This window comes from Coleofasciculus sp. E1-EBD-02 (genome assembly GCF_040218245.1).
Classification (GTDB): Bacteria; Cyanobacteriota; Cyanobacteriia; order Cyanobacteriales; family Coleofasciculaceae; genus Coleofasciculus.
Map to the genome: position 1 here is coordinate 13,654 of NZ_JAVJQN010000073.1, position 16,269 is coordinate 29,922.

At 43.7% G+C, this 16,269-nt stretch carries 15 protein-coding genes; 12 read left to right on the forward strand and 3 right to left on the reverse strand.

What is annotated here, in order from left to right; all coding sequences use genetic code 11:
- Window positions 1–12 precede the first annotated feature (12 nt).
- Window positions 13–144, reverse strand: a complete 132-nt coding sequence (locus tag RIC07_RS12450) for a hypothetical protein (RefSeq protein ID WP_446394816.1) — start codon at window positions 142–144, stop codon at window positions 13–15.
- 165 nt (window positions 145–309) lie between these two features.
- Here RIC07_RS12450 and RIC07_RS12455 point away from each other — a divergent pair, with 165 nt between their 5' ends.
- The 3 genes from RIC07_RS12455 to RIC07_RS12465 all read left to right on the forward strand — a co-directional run bounded on the left by RIC07_RS12455 (window position 310) and on the right by RIC07_RS12465 (window position 2,034).
- Window positions 310–876, forward strand: a complete 567-nt coding sequence (locus RIC07_RS12455; protein WP_446394817.1) for a single-stranded DNA-binding protein — start codon at window positions 310–312, stop codon at window positions 874–876.
- 413 nt (window positions 877–1,289) lie between these two features.
- Entirely contained in the window at window positions 1,290–1,493 is a 204-nt protein-coding gene (locus RIC07_RS12460; RefSeq protein WP_446394818.1) for a hypothetical protein, read from the forward strand.
- 145 nt (window positions 1,494–1,638) lie between these two features.
- Entirely contained in the window at window positions 1,639–2,034 is a 396-nt protein-coding gene (locus RIC07_RS12465) for a hypothetical protein (protein ID WP_446382949.1), read from the forward strand.
- Window positions 2,035–2,104: 70 nt separating this feature from the next.
- Here the strand turns inward: RIC07_RS12465 and RIC07_RS12470 are convergent, their stop codons facing one another.
- Window positions 2,105–2,299, reverse strand: coding sequence for a hypothetical protein (locus tag RIC07_RS12470; RefSeq protein ID WP_006098826.1), 195 nt, complete (start codon window positions 2,297–2,299; stop codon window positions 2,105–2,107).
- Window positions 2,300–2,904: 605 nt separating this feature from the next.
- On the opposite strand from RIC07_RS12470, the gene RIC07_RS12475 reads away from it, so the two are divergent.
- The 4 genes from RIC07_RS12475 (at window position 2,905) to RIC07_RS12490 (ending at window position 8,388) form a co-directional block, all read left to right on the forward strand.
- The gene (locus RIC07_RS12475) at window positions 2,905–3,279 is read left to right on the forward strand and encodes an STAS domain-containing protein (protein ID WP_446394819.1); all 375 of its coding nucleotides are present in this window, start codon (window positions 2,905–2,907) and stop codon (window positions 3,277–3,279) included.
- Window positions 3,280–3,533: 254 nt separating this feature from the next.
- Window positions 3,534–6,206, forward strand: a complete 2,673-nt coding sequence (locus tag RIC07_RS12480; protein WP_446394820.1) for a TIGR03960 family B12-binding radical SAM protein — start codon at window positions 3,534–3,536, stop codon at window positions 6,204–6,206.
- Window positions 6,207–6,697: 491 nt separating this feature from the next.
- Window positions 6,698–6,904, forward strand: coding sequence for a hypothetical protein (locus RIC07_RS12485; RefSeq protein ID WP_446394821.1), 207 nt, complete (start codon window positions 6,698–6,700; stop codon window positions 6,902–6,904).
- A gap of 212 nt (window positions 6,905–7,116) precedes the next feature.
- Window positions 7,117–8,388 carry a SufS family cysteine desulfurase gene (locus RIC07_RS12490; RefSeq protein ID WP_446394822.1) on the forward strand — a complete coding sequence of 424 codons (1,272 nt, stop codon included), beginning with the start codon at window positions 7,117–7,119 and terminating at the stop codon, window positions 8,386–8,388.
- A 165-nt stretch (window positions 8,389–8,553) separates the two neighbouring features.
- Here the strand turns inward: RIC07_RS12490 and RIC07_RS12495 are convergent, their stop codons facing one another.
- Complete coding sequence (locus tag RIC07_RS12495) at window positions 8,554–11,352, reverse strand: UPF0182 family membrane protein (protein WP_446394823.1); 2,799 nt, start codon at window positions 11,350–11,352, stop codon at window positions 8,554–8,556.
- 569 nt (window positions 11,353–11,921) lie between these two features.
- Between RIC07_RS12495 and RIC07_RS12500 the strand changes: the two genes are divergently transcribed.
- The 5 genes from RIC07_RS12500 to RIC07_RS12520 all read left to right on the forward strand — a co-directional run bounded on the left by RIC07_RS12500 (window position 11,922) and on the right by RIC07_RS12520 (window position 16,246).
- A complete protein-coding gene (locus RIC07_RS12500) occupies window positions 11,922–12,995 on the forward strand; it encodes a tetratricopeptide repeat protein (protein ID WP_446394824.1) in 1,074 nt (357 codons plus the stop codon).
- 59 nt (window positions 12,996–13,054) lie between these two features.
- Complete coding sequence (locus tag RIC07_RS12505) at window positions 13,055–14,374, forward strand: tetratricopeptide repeat protein (RefSeq protein ID WP_446394825.1); 1,320 nt, start codon at window positions 13,055–13,057, stop codon at window positions 14,372–14,374.
- A 57-nt stretch (window positions 14,375–14,431) separates the two neighbouring features.
- A complete protein-coding gene (locus RIC07_RS12510) occupies window positions 14,432–15,433 on the forward strand; it encodes a tetratricopeptide repeat protein (protein WP_446394826.1) in 1,002 nt (333 codons plus the stop codon).
- 183 nt (window positions 15,434–15,616) lie between these two features.
- Window positions 15,617–15,841: a DUF2281 domain-containing protein gene (locus RIC07_RS12515; RefSeq protein ID WP_446394827.1), complete on the forward strand. Its 225-nt coding sequence runs from the start codon at window positions 15,617–15,619 to the stop codon at window positions 15,839–15,841.
- The gene (locus RIC07_RS12520) at window positions 15,842–16,246 is read left to right on the forward strand and encodes a type II toxin-antitoxin system VapC family toxin (protein WP_446394828.1); all 405 of its coding nucleotides are present in this window, start codon (window positions 15,842–15,844) and stop codon (window positions 16,244–16,246) included.
- The last annotated feature ends 23 nt before the right edge of the window (window positions 16,247–16,269 follow it).

The following is a 16,269-nucleotide window of genomic DNA, read 5'->3' on the forward strand; positions in this document are numbered from 1 at the left end:
AGACGTAGCAGGCTACGTCTCTACCGTCAGGGCGAGTTTCGTACTTTCTGTCTTCTCCCTCCTGACAATATAGTACTTTTGTTCTAAATTAAAGAAGGAAGCCGTTGAGTTATAGCAACGGACTCCTTTTTCGTTGGTCAACATAAGTCTGCTAGGTAAGGAGTCAATAGCTCCTATCAGAGTGATGATAGAATGGACGAATATGGTTTTTTAAACGACCAATTGTCCCAAACATAAGCGCGACTCAACTAGCCGTCATGGTCAATCAGTGACTAGACCAATTACCCAAAGCGCCAGGAGATATTAACGATGAATAGCTGCGTCTTGATGGCACAAATTATTCAAGATCCAGAACTGCGTTACACCTCAGATAATCAAACCCCGATTGCCCAAATGCTGGTGCAGTTTCCCAGTGTGCGTTCTGATGATCCACCTTCAACACTTAAAGTAGTCGGTTGGGGCAATTTGGCTCAAGAAATCAAGGAAAACTATGGGGTTGGTGATCTTGTAGTCCTGGAAGGGCGTCTGAGTATGAATACGATTGAGCGCCCCGAAGGATTTAAAGAAAAACGGGCTGAATTAACCACTTATCGAGTTCATAAGCTGGGTGCAGATACGGACATGGGACTACAAACGGCTACCGTTTCCCCAACGATGCAGGCGACAACAATCCCATCATCACCCAAGAAATCAGAGAATGTGGTTCCCATGCGATCGCGCCCAGCCCCTCCAACCCCGGCACCTGTATCTGCACCCAGAGATCAGGACTATGATTATTCATCGCCGATTGAGCAGCCGACTTATGAACCGACTACAGTGCCAAACGTTCCCCCGGTTCCTGATACCCAGAAAGATTTAGATGATATTCCGTTTTAAAGATAATTGGCACACCTTTAGCGTCTCTTAAGGGAGGGAAATCTTGAATGTAAAGACGTGCCATGGCGCATCTATAGGGGTGAATTTCATGACTAAGAAATGTTAACCACCCTCAAATTCTGACTGTTCCCGGTTCCCTCGCCTTACCACCTATTCAGCCGCCCCTACTTATCGACTGCAATGAGCCGCAACTTGGTAAGATATGTAACTGCCAATGTTGCGGTACTGATGATCGAATCTGGCAAAATTTGCTATAATTTCCAAAACTAATCATTCAGATTAGTTTTAATAATAGTGTTGGTTAATTTGTCAGATAGGATAGAATTGTGTTTCAAGTTCTCTACCCCCTCATTCAGGCGATTCAGCCTTTCCTCATACCCTTGTGCTTTTGTCTAGCGTGGACAATAGTAATCATGAGCCTAGTAACAGTCGGGTTGGCGATTAAAGACGGTGTGGCAAATGCTAAGCGTATGCATCAAATCCCTTGTAGCCACTGTCAATTTTTTACCAACGATTATCGTCTCAAATGTACCATTCATCCGTCTGTTGCCAATTCGGAACAAGCGATTAATTGCCGAGACTACTGTCCAGCTAATCAGAGTATGACGCTGAATTAGCCCCAGGTGGCGGACGTGCCGATAATAAAATAATTCTAAAATGCTGTAATCCTTGTTAGTATTGGATTACGGCAAATAATTAAAGTTATCCCCTCAGATTGAGATTCAACCGAGGGGTGGTTTTCATGAAAAATATTGTGACAAAATGAGCATTATTCAGACTCACCAGATCGTTTGTTTAGAATACGCAACACGCCACTTATACGCTGAAGTGATTGAAGTCGTTGAATGGCGGCAGATTTGCTGGTTGCGTCCTTTGATGTTAGCTGTAACCTCAAGCGAGAATGAAGATATAACCTCGGTTCTGCCTCAATCTCTCAGATTGTATGATTTGCGTCAAGGACCTGACGTACTTTGGCCCACAAAGTTTTTACGACTGGTTTGGGATACGGAGGTCATTCCTCTATTAGCACAACTGGAAGACTTACATCGTCACCCAAAAGATAATTCTGATACTCGCCATCAACTTGCTGATTTCATTGCTGAAATTTGGCAAACCTATCCTCAGGAGTTTGATTCATCCCTGAAATCAACTCTATAGGGTAATCTAAAACTGGCTTTTGGCACTTACAAAAATTTCCCGTCTAGCTGGTGATGATTAACGTAACCCTCTAAACACTAGGAACTAACCGGATTCTACCCGCATCCATCTCAGCCATTAATAATTCAAGGGCTTCGTAATCAGCATCGGAAATATATCCTAAGCGAGTTAATTCGTAGTTAATTTCATTCTCTATATCAGGAGTTAGTTGCCTGATATAAAGCGCTCTTTCAACCAAATGGCGGATAACGTAGGTGGTTTTCACTCTTGATATACACAGAATTCCATACTAGATCAATTCTCTGGGGAATTCCTAGGCGAGAGCGTGATTCTAATCATTTTTTTTGGTGATCTATATCACTGTTATTTGGCAAAAAATCGTATAGGGAATTGATTCGATAACTAAATCAACGGTTTGCTTAAGCCGCAGAAAAAGCAGCAATTAAAATAGTTTATCGCAGGTCAGCCCTTCTTGGGTAATCGATTAGCGTATTTGATTATACTAAAAATTGTTAAAGAAGTAGAATAAATGCTAAAACATGATTCATTTTATTCTCTACCTGAAGGAAGATGCCACAGATAGGCTATTAATTATAGATATGTAGCAACTGGTATTAAGGATAAATATTTCGTGACGCAGAAATTGTGGGATATGAGTTTTGACTAAGTGTTCATTATTCAGTATATTAGGCTACAAAACTTAATCTTTTTTTGCGGAACACTAAAAACCGAAAGAAGGAAAATCCCCAACGAAGGAAACCTTAACCCGTTGTTAATGAAAATTTGTAGCTGATTGGAGAATTGACGCGCTATCTTTAGGTGGATTCTCTAATCCAATGTCTTAACCTATACAAATCTGAGGAGTGAGCTATGGCAATCGCAACTTTAAACTCCAAATTATCAATCGTTAGACCAACGGGTCAGGTTAATGCCTCTAATGCGGTTGAATTGGATCGGCAACTGAAATCAGCTATTTTGTCGGAACGCTATTCGACGGTGCTGGTAGATATGCAGCAGGTAGAAACCCTTGACAGTGCTGGCTTGGGTGTATTGGTATCCGCGTTGCGTTTAGCGCAACAGCGAAATCAGCGCTTTAGCATTTGTGGTGTGGGGGATTCAGTTCGGATGATTTTTGAGCTAACTCAACTGGATCAAGCCATGGAAATCTTTGAAAGCTATGATGCTTTCTTGGCAACCTTAGCCACTCAAGAAGACAGCCCAAGACGGACAATGGCTTATGCTTAATTCCTTTGGCATTAGCTAGCTTAAACGCTTAGTAGTGTTCCCTGATAACGCTGTCAAGCAGATGTCCCTGATATCGAGAAACTAGAACCCTATCATAAAGTAGGTGAATTGTACACTCCCCTGACGGATTCATTTGTTCTTCCTGGAGACAGTCACAGGATTGTCGAGTGACGATTGGGCATTATTGCTAGTCTTCTGTAAGATGGATGAGTTGTAAGGGTTAACTGCACTCGATTCAGAGGGGCAAGGTTGTCATGACGATCGCACCAGAGAAACTACTGACTAAAGACATCATCAAACCAGCCCGCTACCTGGGAAATGAGTTAGGCGCTGTCCATAAACCCTGGGACACGGCTAAGGTGCGCTGGGTATTAACCTACCCAGAAGTCTATGAAGTGGGTGCATCTAATTTAGGGCATATTATTCTCTACAACATCCTAAACACTCAACCTCGACAACTTTGCGATCGCGCGTATTTACCCGCATCCGATTTAGCCACGAAATTGCGGGACACTCAAACCCCTTTGTTTACAGTCGAAAATCGGCGATCGCTCACCGACTTTGATATCCTGGGATTCAGCCTCAGCTACGAACTTGGGGCGACGAATATTCTGGAAATGCTTTCCTTAGCCCAGATTCCCCTCACTTGGCAAGAACGGGCAACTCACCCAATCACAGAAATTCCCCTAATTTTTGCTGGCGGACAAACCGCGACATCCAACCCAGAACCCTACGCCGACTTTTTAGACGTTGTGGCGCTAGGGGATGGGGAAGAAGTACTCCCCGAAATGGGTTTAATTATTGAAGAAGGCAAAGCCGCCGGATTAACTCGCACGGAATTACTCTTAGACTTGGCGCAGATTCCGGGGGTTTATGTGCCACAATTTTACGATATGGCAGAGGATGGTTCAGTTCATCCCAATCGCCCCGATGTGCCAGCGCGGATTTTGCGGCGAGTCGCTACACCAATCCCGGAGTATTCTATTGGACTTGTACCCTATATCGAAACCGTTCATGATCGGTTGACGATTGAAGTTCGACGCGGTTGTACCAGGGGTTGTCGTTTTTGTCAACCGGGAATGTTAACCCGCCCCGCCAGGGATGTAGAACCGGAGAAAGTCGTGGATGCGATCGCAAAGGGAATGGGGGCGACGGGATATAATGAGTTTTCCCTGCTTTCTCTTTCCTGTTCCGATTACCTATCCCTACCCGCCGTGGGATTGGAAGTAAAGAATCGTCTCAAAAATGAGAATATCTCCCTATCTCTCCCCAGCCAACGGGTGGATCGGTTTGATGAAAATATTGCCAATATTATCGGTGGTACACGCAAAAGCGGGTTAACCTTCGCCCCAGAAGCCGGCACCCAGCGGATGCGGGATATTGTGAATAAGGGATTGACGAATGAAGAATTACTGCGGGGTGTAAAGACGGCGTTTGAGCAAGGGTGGGATAAAGTTAAACTCTACTTTATGATTGGCTTGCCCGGTGAAACCGATGCCGATGTGATCGGGATTGCGGAAACGGTGAGGTGGTTGCAGCAAGAATGTCGGGCATCGGGGCGGAAACGGTTTGGCTTTAATATCACGATTTCTAACTTTACGCCTAAGCCGCATACACCATTCCAGTGGCATTCGGTGTCTACGTCTGAGTTTATCCGCAAGCAAGAGTTATTACGCGATGCCTTTCGCCGGATTAAAGGTGTAAAAGTCAACTACACCGATGTACGAATTTCGGCAATGGAAGACTTTGTGGGGCGCGGTGACAGACGCTTAGGGGCGGTGGTGCGTCGCGCCTGGGAATTGGGTGCGGGAATGGATGCCTGGTGGGAAAGTTTAGATAAAGCGTTTGCGGCTTGGGAAGGTGCGATCGCCGAATCAGATCTTACCTGGAAATATCGCCAAATCGAAAACGGCGAATGGAATGTGTTTGATGGTGCAAACCTCTCGCACTCAGACGGGGCGGGTTTAGTTGCATCTGGGTATAAAGCAAAGGATAGTAGTGAAACCCGCCCCTACACCCTTTCCCCCTTACCCTGGGATCATATTGATACCGGGATTGATAAAAACTGGCTGATTGAAGACTTACAACGCGCCCTAGATGCGGCGACTGTACCCGATTGTGCCTTTGAGGGCTGTTCTCACTGTGGAATCTGTGGCACGGATTTCGGTCATAATATTGTCTTTGAACCGCCGCAAATTCCCGAATTTACAGGTCATTTTAAGCCAAATCAACACAAAGCGCAGCGATTGCGGGTGTGGTACGGTAAGGTGGGCGAAATGACATTAGTCAGTCATTTGGATTTAGTCCGGTTATTTGACCGTGCGGTGAGACGGGCATCGTTACCGATTACCTTTACTGGCGGATATCATCCTGGACCCCGGATTATGATCGCGAATGCGTTGTCATTGGGGATGTCGAGTAGTGGTGAGATTGCTGACTTTGAGTTAACCGAGTCGATGGATGTGGCGGAGTTTCAGCAACGGCTAGCGGATCAGCTTCCGCCGGATATCCCAGTTTATCAGGTTGAAGAAGCGGATTTAAAGGTGCCAGCGACAACCCGACTCTTAGAGAAAGCGGAGTATCGGCTTGAGGTGGTAAGCGAAGCGGGATCAGCGTCGCTGCAACAGTGGCAAGATTGGGTTAATCAGGTGAATCAGGCTGAGGCGATTTGGCTAGAGAAGCGCACCAAGTCGGGGAAAAAGAAGTCGGTTAATTTACGCGATCGCTTATTTGAGTTAGAACTGATAGAGGTGAAAACAGACGCCCCATCCCAACCTGCCGTACTACGTTATGTTGGCAGTTGTCGGAATGACGGCACGCTGCTGCGACCTGAAGATATCATCTATATGGTAGAGCAGGTGGGGCAACAGGAATTTCAGTTATTGCACAGTCATCGACAACGGCTCATTTTAGGTGAAGCGATTTAACTCAGGATGAATGTCACTGACTTAAAGCCCCGACACCCGCCCGGAGTTCAAACTCCGGGCTAAAAGCTCAAGTCCACTAAAGTGGACTAAAACTTTTAATCCGAATGGTACTCACTTAAAACTGATAGATAGTGCCTAACCTATGGTATAGCAAGAGTTCCGGCGATTCCAAAAGGCTTAAGTCAGTGCCATTATTCTTGGTCTAGTCAGCTTTAGCTGACTTTCGCTTGGGTTCCTTGGGTTTAAACCCAAGGCTAACTACGGTATAGCAAGAGTAGGCACGAAGCGTGCCAGAAGCGCTAAAGCGCTGACTACAAACTTTCAAGATATACCGTAGGGTGGGCATTGCCCACCAGCTTTAATTCCCCACCAGCTATCAGATCCCCGACTTCTCCAAGAAGTCGGGGATTTAAACTAACTCATTCTCAGGATAGACGAGAAACTAACTTCGGCTGGATAGCCTATAGGCATTGAGTTTTAGAGATGAACTGATGAAAACCCCTAAATCCTACGATACCAGACCTGCCGACTTAGAAACACCCGGAGATATTGAGCAGCCGGATACATCGGGTGAAAAACAAAACCAAGCTTCTACCAATACCGCTAATAATCAGACTGATGCCGACATTTTAAGAGAACAGGCTATCTCAGATGCACAAGCAAGAGATGACTTACAAGCGAAGCAAGACGATCAGTAAGTGAGAAAAAAGCATTTGTAAGGGTTTGAGGCTGGTTAAGGTTGTTCGGCATTTAGATTGGGATATCTCAGAAGGCAACAGGCAACAGGGAATCTTGGCTATTTTTCTGAGAAAATGATACTTAATTTATCATTTTTTCCCTTGGATTTCATGGCAATCAATATGAAAATTGATCTGGAACAATCTACAGACAATTTTCAATCTGGATGACTATGATACTTACAACAGAACAACACCTTGCCGCCAAAGTTCGGGCTGACTTCCCGATTTTGCAAGATAAAATCAACGGTAAACCTTTAGTTTACCTAGATAATGCCTCAACCTCCCAAAAACCTTTACAAGTTCTTAAGACTTGGCAGAACTACTATGAGCATACTAACGCTAATGCTCACCGAGGTATTCATACCCTAAGTTCCCAAGCCACCGAAGCCTACGAAAACGCTCGGCAAAAAATTGCCACATTTGTTAATGCCACATCTGCCCAAGAAATTATCTATACCCGCAACGCCACAGAAGGCATTAATTTAGTTGCTTCCACCTGGGGAGGAAAAAACTTACAGCCTGGGGATGAAATCATTCTCTCGGTGATGGAACACCACAGCAATCTGATCCCATGGCAACAGATTGCCCAACGCACAGGTGCTGTGTTAAGATTTGTCGAATTGACCGACACTCAAGAATTTAACGTAGAGCAGTTTAAAACTCTACTCTCCAATCGCACGAAACTGGTATCAATTGTTCATGTTTCTAACACGTTAGGCTGTATAAATCCAATCCAAGACATTACCGCCCTGGCGCATCACTATGGCGCGAAAGTATTAATTGATGCTTGTCAAAGTACACCCCACCTAAAACTTGATGTACAAGCGATTGATTGCGATTGGTTAGCGGCGTCGGGACACAAAATGTGCGCTCCCACAGGGATTGGTTTCCTGTATGGGAAATTAGAGGTTCTCAAAGAAATGCCGCCATTTTTAGGGGGCGGGAAGATGATAGCCGAGGTTTTTCTGGATCATGCCACTTATGCCGATATTCCCTACCGTTTTGAAGCCGGAACTCCCGCCACGGGGGAAGCGATTGCGATGGGTACAGCCGTGGATTACCTCACCGCCATTGGCATGGACAAAATCCAGGCGTATGAACATGAACTGACTGCCTATTTGTTTGAGCAATTAAACACGATTCCCAGTATCACAATTTATGGTCCTAAACCTAAAGCTGACGGCAGTGGTAGAGCCGCGTTAGCCTCATTTACCTGCGGAACGATCAACCCTTATCAGTTAGCTCAAGTTTTGGATCAGGCGGGTATTGCGATTCGGGCGGGTCAATATTGTACCCAACCCTTGCATCGGATTCTCGGTGTTCCTTGCACGGCTCGCGTGAGTCCCTATTTCTACAACACCCGCGAGGAGATTGATACATTTATCAGTGCTTTAAAAGAGGCGATTCCCTTTGTAATAGCGCTGCAATGTCAGGCAAGATAAAGAATAAATCATCGGGTTATCGCCATTTGTCCCAATTGCAGCCGTTCTGAATAATTGAGGATTTTTTCCCCACGTTGCCCTGCTCCCTGTGGGGATTAACTAATGTCCTAACGTATCCTCGTAGTGCTATAACAACAAAGGTTCTGGAGTTCGGTTCAGGGAAGATTAATTTTGGTCGTCTGCTGACTTTCTCAGATCGGGTGCAGATTTTGGGGTTTGGTTCAATTGCTGTAAGATGCTCTCCAATTCTTGTTGGTATTGACCGTATTTTTGCCAATTGCCTTGACGCATGGCTTCCTGTGCTTTTTGATAGGTTTCCAAGGCGGATTGGGCGAGTTTGGAAACTCCTTCTTTTGGTGGAGCAGATGGTAGAGTCGAAGTAGGTTGTTGCACGTCTGCTTGGGTTCCGCCAAAGATAGTCGCTAAAGCTTCCTCTAAGGTTTCTTCCATAACCACTTCTTTCGCATAAGCAACAATTACCCGCTTCAATTCTGGCAGTTCGCCTTGTTCAGCCCGCAGATAAACGGGTTCGACGTACAGTAATGATTGGTCAATGGGAATCACTAATAAATCGCCGCGAATTACTCGCGATCCTTCCTGACTCCATAGGGTTAATTGTTGAGAAATTTGCGGATTTTGGTTAATGCGAGCTTCAATTTGGGATGGACCATAAACCAGTTCTTGTTTCGGGAATTCGTACAGGAGTAATTTGCCGTAGTTTTCTCCATCAGAACGCGCTGCCATCCACGCAATCATATTATCTTTATTGACGGGGGTAAAGGGCAGAATTAGAATAAATTCTTCGCTTGACGCTTCGGGTAAGCGCATGATCACATAGTAAGGCTCCATGATCTGCTCATTCCCTTCATAAATTTCTGTCGGAAAACGCCATAAATCCTCCCGATTGTAAAAGACTTGGGGATTATTCATGTGGTAAGACAGATACATCTGCGCCTGAATGGTGAATAGATCCAGGGGATAGCGGAAATGGGCTTTTACATCGGCTGTAATCTCGTCTTGGGCGGTAAATAAGGTGGGGAATATTTTGCGATAGGTTTGCAGTACTGGATCATCTTCATCAACAACCACAAACTGCATGGTGCCATTAAACGCATCCACGACAACTTTAACGGAGTTGCGAATATAATTGATATCGCCTAGAGACATTTGGGCGATATCGTCGCCTTGGACGATGGCGCTAGCATTATTACTTTGAGAAACAGGTTCAGAATAGGGATAGCGATCGCTTATCGTATAAGCATCAATAATCCACTGCAATCTGCCATCAATTAGGGTAATATAAGGGTCTTTATCAAACCGCAAAAAGGGTGCAACTTGGTTCACCCGTTCCCCAATCTGGCGATGGTAATGAATGCGGGAGGTGTTGATAAAGTAATTGGAGATTAAAATTTTCAGATCGCCCAAATCATAAGCATAAGCTAATCGTTGCCAGAGGGAAGGAATGGGTACGCCCCCGTTTCCTGCGTAGGTGGTGAAGGCATTTTCATCGCCACGGGGATAGTCAAATTCTTGGGTATTTGTACCTGTAAATATATAGGTGTCGGTTTCTTCGCCATAGTAAATGGCGGATTCATCCACCTGAAGATCGACTTGGGAGATAGGCGGAATATCTTTGATAAACAGTTCGGGTAAGCCATCCTCGGTGACTATATTAACCGGACTCATCACCAAACCATAGCCATGGGTATATTTTAGCCGTTCGTTGACCCAAGTCTGAGCGCGATCGGGGACTTGGGAATACACTAATTCCCTGGGTGAAAGCATCACCTGTCGGTAATTCTCGTCAATGGTGTAGCGATCAACATCGACATCTTTAAATCGATAGTAAAGGCGAATTTCTTGGAGTTGACGATAGGTACTTAATAATGGTCGATAATCCCACAAGCGAATATTACGAATCGTGGATTGGTTTTCTTGCAACGCTTGACGACTTAATTGTTCTTCCGCTGGATAGTCCTGGGTTGGTACTTCGTCTAAATCATAAGCCTTGCGCGTATAGGCGATATTATGTTCAATGTAAGGCTTTTCTTTTTCTAATTCATTCGGTTCGACAATAAATCGTTGTTGAAACCAGGGAAAAAGACCACTGAAAACGAAAAAAGCAATCAGATAAATTCCGATTCCGTAGGTGGGTAAGGTAATATTATTTTGCCAAATTGCCAGGATAAACGACAAGCCTAGCAGAAGGGATACAATGCTCATAATCCAGAACGCTAGACGTTGAGCATGAGCATCGGTGTACCCTGCACCATAGACGACACCATCGCCTGTGTAGAGTAATTCATAGCGTTCTAGCCAAAAGCCGATCGCAATTACTAAAGCAATTCCTGCTAACAGTAAACTGAGATGGGTTTTTACGTCTTTAGTGAGGAAATGTTGCCAGTAGCGATCTAACCTTATTTTGCCTTTTAACACATAAACGGCAACAGCTAGAACAAACCCCCAGCCTAAGAGAGTCAATACCCAATCTTTTAACCCCTCATAGAACGGAAACTGAAACAAGTAAAACCCAATATCCTGTTGATAAATGGGGTCAGTCAGATTAAACTCGGTGGCATTCAGATATTTTAATATCGTCTCCCAAGCCGATGCACTGCTGGTGGCGGCGGCTAAACTAATCAGGAAGATCACCACTAAGACGGCGGAATTGGCGATACTATCGGTATAGGGAGCTAAATCACTACCGTCTAGGAAACGAAACGCGCGATCGCGAGTTAGACGCTGCGCCATCCAATAGTTAAACCACAAGAATAGTCCGTAAATAATAAAGGTTCCCACCCAAGCCATAATTTTCCAGGTGATCCGCGTCCAGAATACATCTGAAAAGTTAACGGAATTAAACCACCAGGCTTCTGTGAGAATGTGAACCAGGGTGTGAGAGAAAGGTAAGCCGAGGATAACGACTAATAGAAAGCCTATGATAATTTTATTGGCTGATTTCATAATTTTTTAATTAACTCACCGGAATCCGTAAGCCATAATCCAACCCTAACACGAATGTTATGGACTAACCTAAGTTCGTAGTTGCGCTTCAGCGCTAAAAATCCTAGCATCGCCCACTAGAAACCCATACGTCAGTGCTATTCTTCTGCAACATCAGGTTTCCAACTCAAAGTTAAGGTATCAGAACTTCCCATTATAGTGAAGAGACATAATTTTTTCCTCTAACAAACGGTATAAAAAAAATTATCAGGGTGGTTCAGTTATCACATTTTTACACTGTGTCAGTTTTAGGAATGAAACCAAGTGACTAATCAAGTATCAATAAAAATTGTCAATTCTAGGGCAAATTGATATCTTTTATCAATAAGTTAAAAGGTTTAAGTTTAATTAAAATCAGCTAATAGTCATTTACCTACCTGCCATAATAGAGAGAGGACGTTAGTAAGAGTTCACTACAGTGATTACTGGATCGAGCTTGTTCTCATCCCTTGATGTGACCAATGCTCTTGCTATTAATACATAAGGTATTCCTATCTCTACAGAGGAATGATCAACTTAGGGAGGAACTAATGTATATCAAATTGTATCATTTTCAGCAGGTACTAAACTATAAACCCAGCCAAAATATTGTAGGGATTCCAAAAATTATTCGCAACACTATTTACCTGTTAGGTTTATCTGCCATTTTTATCAGTCCGGTTGCTGCTAGAGAAGTTCAAATTTCTCAGATTAGCTCCACAATGGCAGAAACTTACATTGCCCAAACTACTGCTGAAGATTTTCTCCGGCGAGGAGTACAGAAATTAGAAATAGGTAACTTGCCGGGAGCAATTGAGGACTTTAATCAGGCGATTACCACTGACCCCAATTCTGCCTCAGCTTACTCTAATCGAGGTCAAGCCTATGTCTTACAGGGAGAAATTCAGAAAGCCATTAATGATTTCAATCAAGCGATAGAAATTGCGCCTAACTCATTTATTTACTATAATAATCGTGGATTAGCTTATCTAAAAAGGGGAAATTTTGAAGGTGCAATTGCTGATTTCACCACAGCGATTGACATGAACTCAAATTTTGCTATTATTTACAATAATCGTGGATTTGCACATTTACAAGCGGGAAATTTTCCGGATGCTATCGCTGATTTTAATCGGACACTAGAGATTGATCCCAATGATGCTATGGCATACAAAAACCGAGGTTTTACTCGTCTGCTACAGGGAAATATGCAACAAGCAATTTCTGATTTTAAACAATCGATTGAGCTTAATCCTAATGATATTTCAGCTTATCAAGCCAGAGGTATTGCTAACTTAAAACAGGGAAATATTCAAGATGCAATTTCTGATTTTAACCAGGTAATCCAGTTTGATCCTAATTATGCACAAGCCTATGCCAATCGAGGAGCTATTCATCTGCAACAGGATGATATTCAACAAGCACTTTCTGATTTAAATAAGGCGATTGAGATTAATCCCAACTACGCCTCAGCCTATTATCATCGGGGCATTGCCCGTGTTCAATTAGGCAATGAAGAAGAGGCGATCGCGGATTTGCAGAACGCCGTAGATTTATCTAGACAACAGGGCGACAGGACGCTTTATCAATTGTCCATTGACCAAATTCAGATGCTTCAGCAGTAATTGCAGCTACATTATTCGACAATTTATATGAAGAAATCAGTCGATATCAGGAGAAATCTATGAGACTAATTCACGCCACAATTCCTCTATTGGGTTTAACTTCTGTCCTAATCATTCCAGTTACTACTCATGCAATCCAACCTGTTCAAATTGGGTCTACCACAGTTAACACAGTTAACCGCTATATCGCCCAAAATACGGCTGATGATTTTCTTCAACAAGCAGTAGAAAAAATAGAAAGAGGAGACTTGCGCGGAGCAGTTGATGACTTTACTCAGGCGATTGCAGTTGAGCCTAATTTAGCCCCCGTCTATGATTACCGAGGATTTGCACGTTTACTATTAGGCAATCTTCAAGAGGCAATCGCTGATTTTAACACAGCAATAGAGCTTGATTCTAACTTTGCCAATGCCTATAATCATCGAGGAGTTGCTTTTGATCAACTCGGAGAAACTCAAAAATCAATTGCTGACTACACTCAGGCAATAGAACTTGATCCTAGTTTAGTTGGTGCTTATCTCAATCGAGGGGTGGCTTTTGAAAAATTAGGAGAAATCCAAAAGGCAATCGCTGACTACACTCAAGCAATCGAGCTTCAGCCTGATTTCGTTGGGGCTTACAACAATCGAGGAAGCACTTATCTAAATCAGGGAGATATTGAACAAGCCATATCAGACTTTAATCAGGCAATAAATATTAATACCAATGATGCTGATGCTTACTATAATAGAGGTATTGCTTATATTCAATATGGCAATATTGAGAAAGCAATGTCTGACTTTAATCAAGCAATACAGCTTAATCCAAATTATGCTTTAGCTTACAATAATCGCGGACTTTTGTATCGAGAACAGGGAAAGCTAGAGGAAGCTTTAGCTGACTTCAGTAAGGCGATTGAGATTGAACCTAACTTAGCTATCGCCTACAGCAACCGAGGTACTATTTACCTGAAACTCATAGAAATACAGAATGCTATCCGCGACTTTACTCAAGCCATTAAACTGAACCCCAATTATGCTATGGCTTACAACAACCGGGGATTTGCATATCTGCAAAGGGGAGAAATGCAGAAAGCTTTTGCCGATTTGAACCAGGCAATTGAGATTAATCCCTATCTAGCTCTCGCCTACGCAAACCGGGGACATGCTCACCGAAAAACAGGAGATATTGAGAGTGCCATTGCTGATTACACTCAGGTAATTGAGATTATTCCCAATAATGCTGCCGCTTACTACCAACGGGGAACTGCCCTTGTTCAATTAGGGAACGAAGAAGAAGCGATCGCGGATTTCCAGAAAGCCGCCGATTTGTTTAGACAACAGGGTCAAATGACATTTTACCAAAATGCCCTTGACCAAATCCAGGAACTTCAGCAGTAATCCACTCTACATCATACATAAATGCCCCGTTTAATATGTCGAGTTCAGGAGACATCTATGAAATTCATTCACCGTACAATTCCTCTATTGGGTTTAACGGCTATCCTGATCACCCCAATAACTGCTCGTGCTGTTCAAAATCGCCCAATAGATGCGGTTACGCTCAAAGATTACATTGCCCAAACCACTCCTGAGGATTTTATCCAACGAGGAATACAGCAAGAGCAAAGTGGTGATCTTAAGGGAGCAATCACTAACTTTAATCGAGCAATTGAGCTTAACCCTTTTTATTCCCCAGCTTATGCTCAACGAGGAATTTTTCGCCTGAAACAGGGTGATATTAGTGGTGCAATTAGGGACTTTAATCGGTGGACTGAGATTAATCCAAACTCTGCCCAAGCATACAACTTCAGAGGATTTGCTCGTCAGCAACAGGGGGACATTGATAGTGCGATCACCGACTTTAAGCGGGCGATTGAAATTGATCCTAATTACGCCCCAGCCTATGACAATCGGGGAGTTGCTTACGGACAACAGGGAGAAGTCCAGAAAGCGCTAGCCGACTTTGACACAGCCATTGAAATTGACCCTAACTTCGCTCCAGCTTATCACAACCGCGCAGTTGCCCGTGTGAAACAGGGCAACATGGAGGCGGCAATTCGCGACTTTAATCGGGCAATTGAGGTTGATCCGAACGATGCTCAAGCCTACTATACTCGAGGAGCTGTCTATTTTAAACAGGGAGATACCCAAGCAGCACTCGCTGACTTTAATCAGGCAATCAGGATTGACCCTAATAATGCTCAACCTTACTATAATCGCGGAGTTGTCCGTGTAGTACAGGGGGAACTTCAGGAGGGAATTGCCGATTTCACTCAGTCGATTCAACGTGATCCTAACTATGCTGCTGCCTACTACAATCGGGGAACTGCCTTTGTTCAATTAGGTAATGAAGAAGAAGCGATCGCGGATTTCCAAAAGGCAGCAGATTTATCCAGACAACAGGGCAATATGACGCTGTACCAAAATGCCCAACAACAAATCCAGCAGCTTCAGTAGTGCTTAGGGAGCTGCGTAAAAATAGCCGTAAAGAGGTACATGAGGTAAGGGTACGGTAATGCCGTACCCCTACGATTGATAATGGATTCATACATAATGGAGATTAATCTCGCTGGTTTATACACCCTCCCTCAATGAGTATATTTGTTAGCAAACGTTAGCAAAAAGGTATCGGAACACAGTATGAACACTATCGAATCTATCGTTCTCAGAGAACTCCGCCAACTGCCCCCAAGTCAACAAAATGAAGTTCTCGATTTTGTGCAATTTCTCCGCAGAAAATCTTCCAATATCCCGAAAAAAAGTGTCAGAGGACTCTGTGCGGATTTGCCCTTTGACTTAACTGAACAAGATATAACTGAAGCGCAACAAGAAATGTGGGGTAATCTCGGTGAGGAGGAATTCTAAATGTCTTCAGTTATTGCTGATACCCATGCCATTATTTGGTATTTATTTGACCAAAATAAATTATCCAAAACGGCTTTTGACGCTTTAGAGCAATCCATTAATCAAGGTGGACAAATTTATATTTCCTCGATTTCGTTGATTGAAATCATATATCTCGTTGAAAAAGGGAGATTACCAACAGAAACCACCGCCAAACTCACTAAAGCCTTACAAGATCCCCAAATGGGCATCGAACTCATCCCTATAGACATTGACATTGCCTCTGCGATCGCCACGATTAACCGAGATACCGTACCTGATATGCCAGATCGGATTATTGCCGCCACTGCCCTAACTCTACATCTTCCCTTAGTGACCCGCGATGCCAAAATTCAGCAAGCCTTAAACATTCAAACGATTTGGTAAGCTGTCATGCATTTAAATGGGGT

Excerpts from the sequence above, each read along its gene's own strand:
- RIC07_RS12450 (WP_446394816.1), bottom strand. The coding sequence starts at position 144 with ATGTTGACCAACGAAAAAGGAGTCCGTTGCTATAACTCAACGGCTTCC.
- RIC07_RS12455 (WP_446394817.1), top strand. The coding sequence starts at position 310 with ATGAATAGCTGCGTCTTGATGGCACAAATTATTCAAGATCCAGAACTG.
- RIC07_RS12460 (WP_446394818.1), top strand. The coding sequence starts at position 1,290 with ATGAGCCTAGTAACAGTCGGGTTGGCGATTAAAGACGGTGTGGCAAAT.
- RIC07_RS12465 (WP_446382949.1), top strand. The coding sequence starts at position 1,639 with ATGAGCATTATTCAGACTCACCAGATCGTTTGTTTAGAATACGCAACA.
- RIC07_RS12475 (WP_446394819.1), top strand. The coding sequence starts at position 2,905 with ATGGCAATCGCAACTTTAAACTCCAAATTATCAATCGTTAGACCAACG.
- RIC07_RS12480 (WP_446394820.1), top strand. The coding sequence starts at position 3,534 with ATGACGATCGCACCAGAGAAACTACTGACTAAAGACATCATCAAACCA.
- RIC07_RS12485 (WP_446394821.1), top strand. The coding sequence starts at position 6,698 with ATGAAAACCCCTAAATCCTACGATACCAGACCTGCCGACTTAGAAACA.
- RIC07_RS12490 (WP_446394822.1), top strand. The coding sequence starts at position 7,117 with ATGATACTTACAACAGAACAACACCTTGCCGCCAAAGTTCGGGCTGAC.
- RIC07_RS12495 (WP_446394823.1), bottom strand. The coding sequence starts at position 11,352 with ATGAAATCAGCCAATAAAATTATCATAGGCTTTCTATTAGTCGTTATC.
- RIC07_RS12500 (WP_446394824.1), top strand. The coding sequence starts at position 11,922 with ATGTATATCAAATTGTATCATTTTCAGCAGGTACTAAACTATAAACCC.
- RIC07_RS12505 (WP_446394825.1), top strand. The coding sequence starts at position 13,055 with ATGAGACTAATTCACGCCACAATTCCTCTATTGGGTTTAACTTCTGTC.
- RIC07_RS12510 (WP_446394826.1), top strand. The coding sequence starts at position 14,432 with ATGAAATTCATTCACCGTACAATTCCTCTATTGGGTTTAACGGCTATC.
- RIC07_RS12515 (WP_446394827.1), top strand. The coding sequence starts at position 15,617 with ATGAACACTATCGAATCTATCGTTCTCAGAGAACTCCGCCAACTGCCC.
- RIC07_RS12520 (WP_446394828.1), top strand. The coding sequence starts at position 15,842 with ATGTCTTCAGTTATTGCTGATACCCATGCCATTATTTGGTATTTATTT.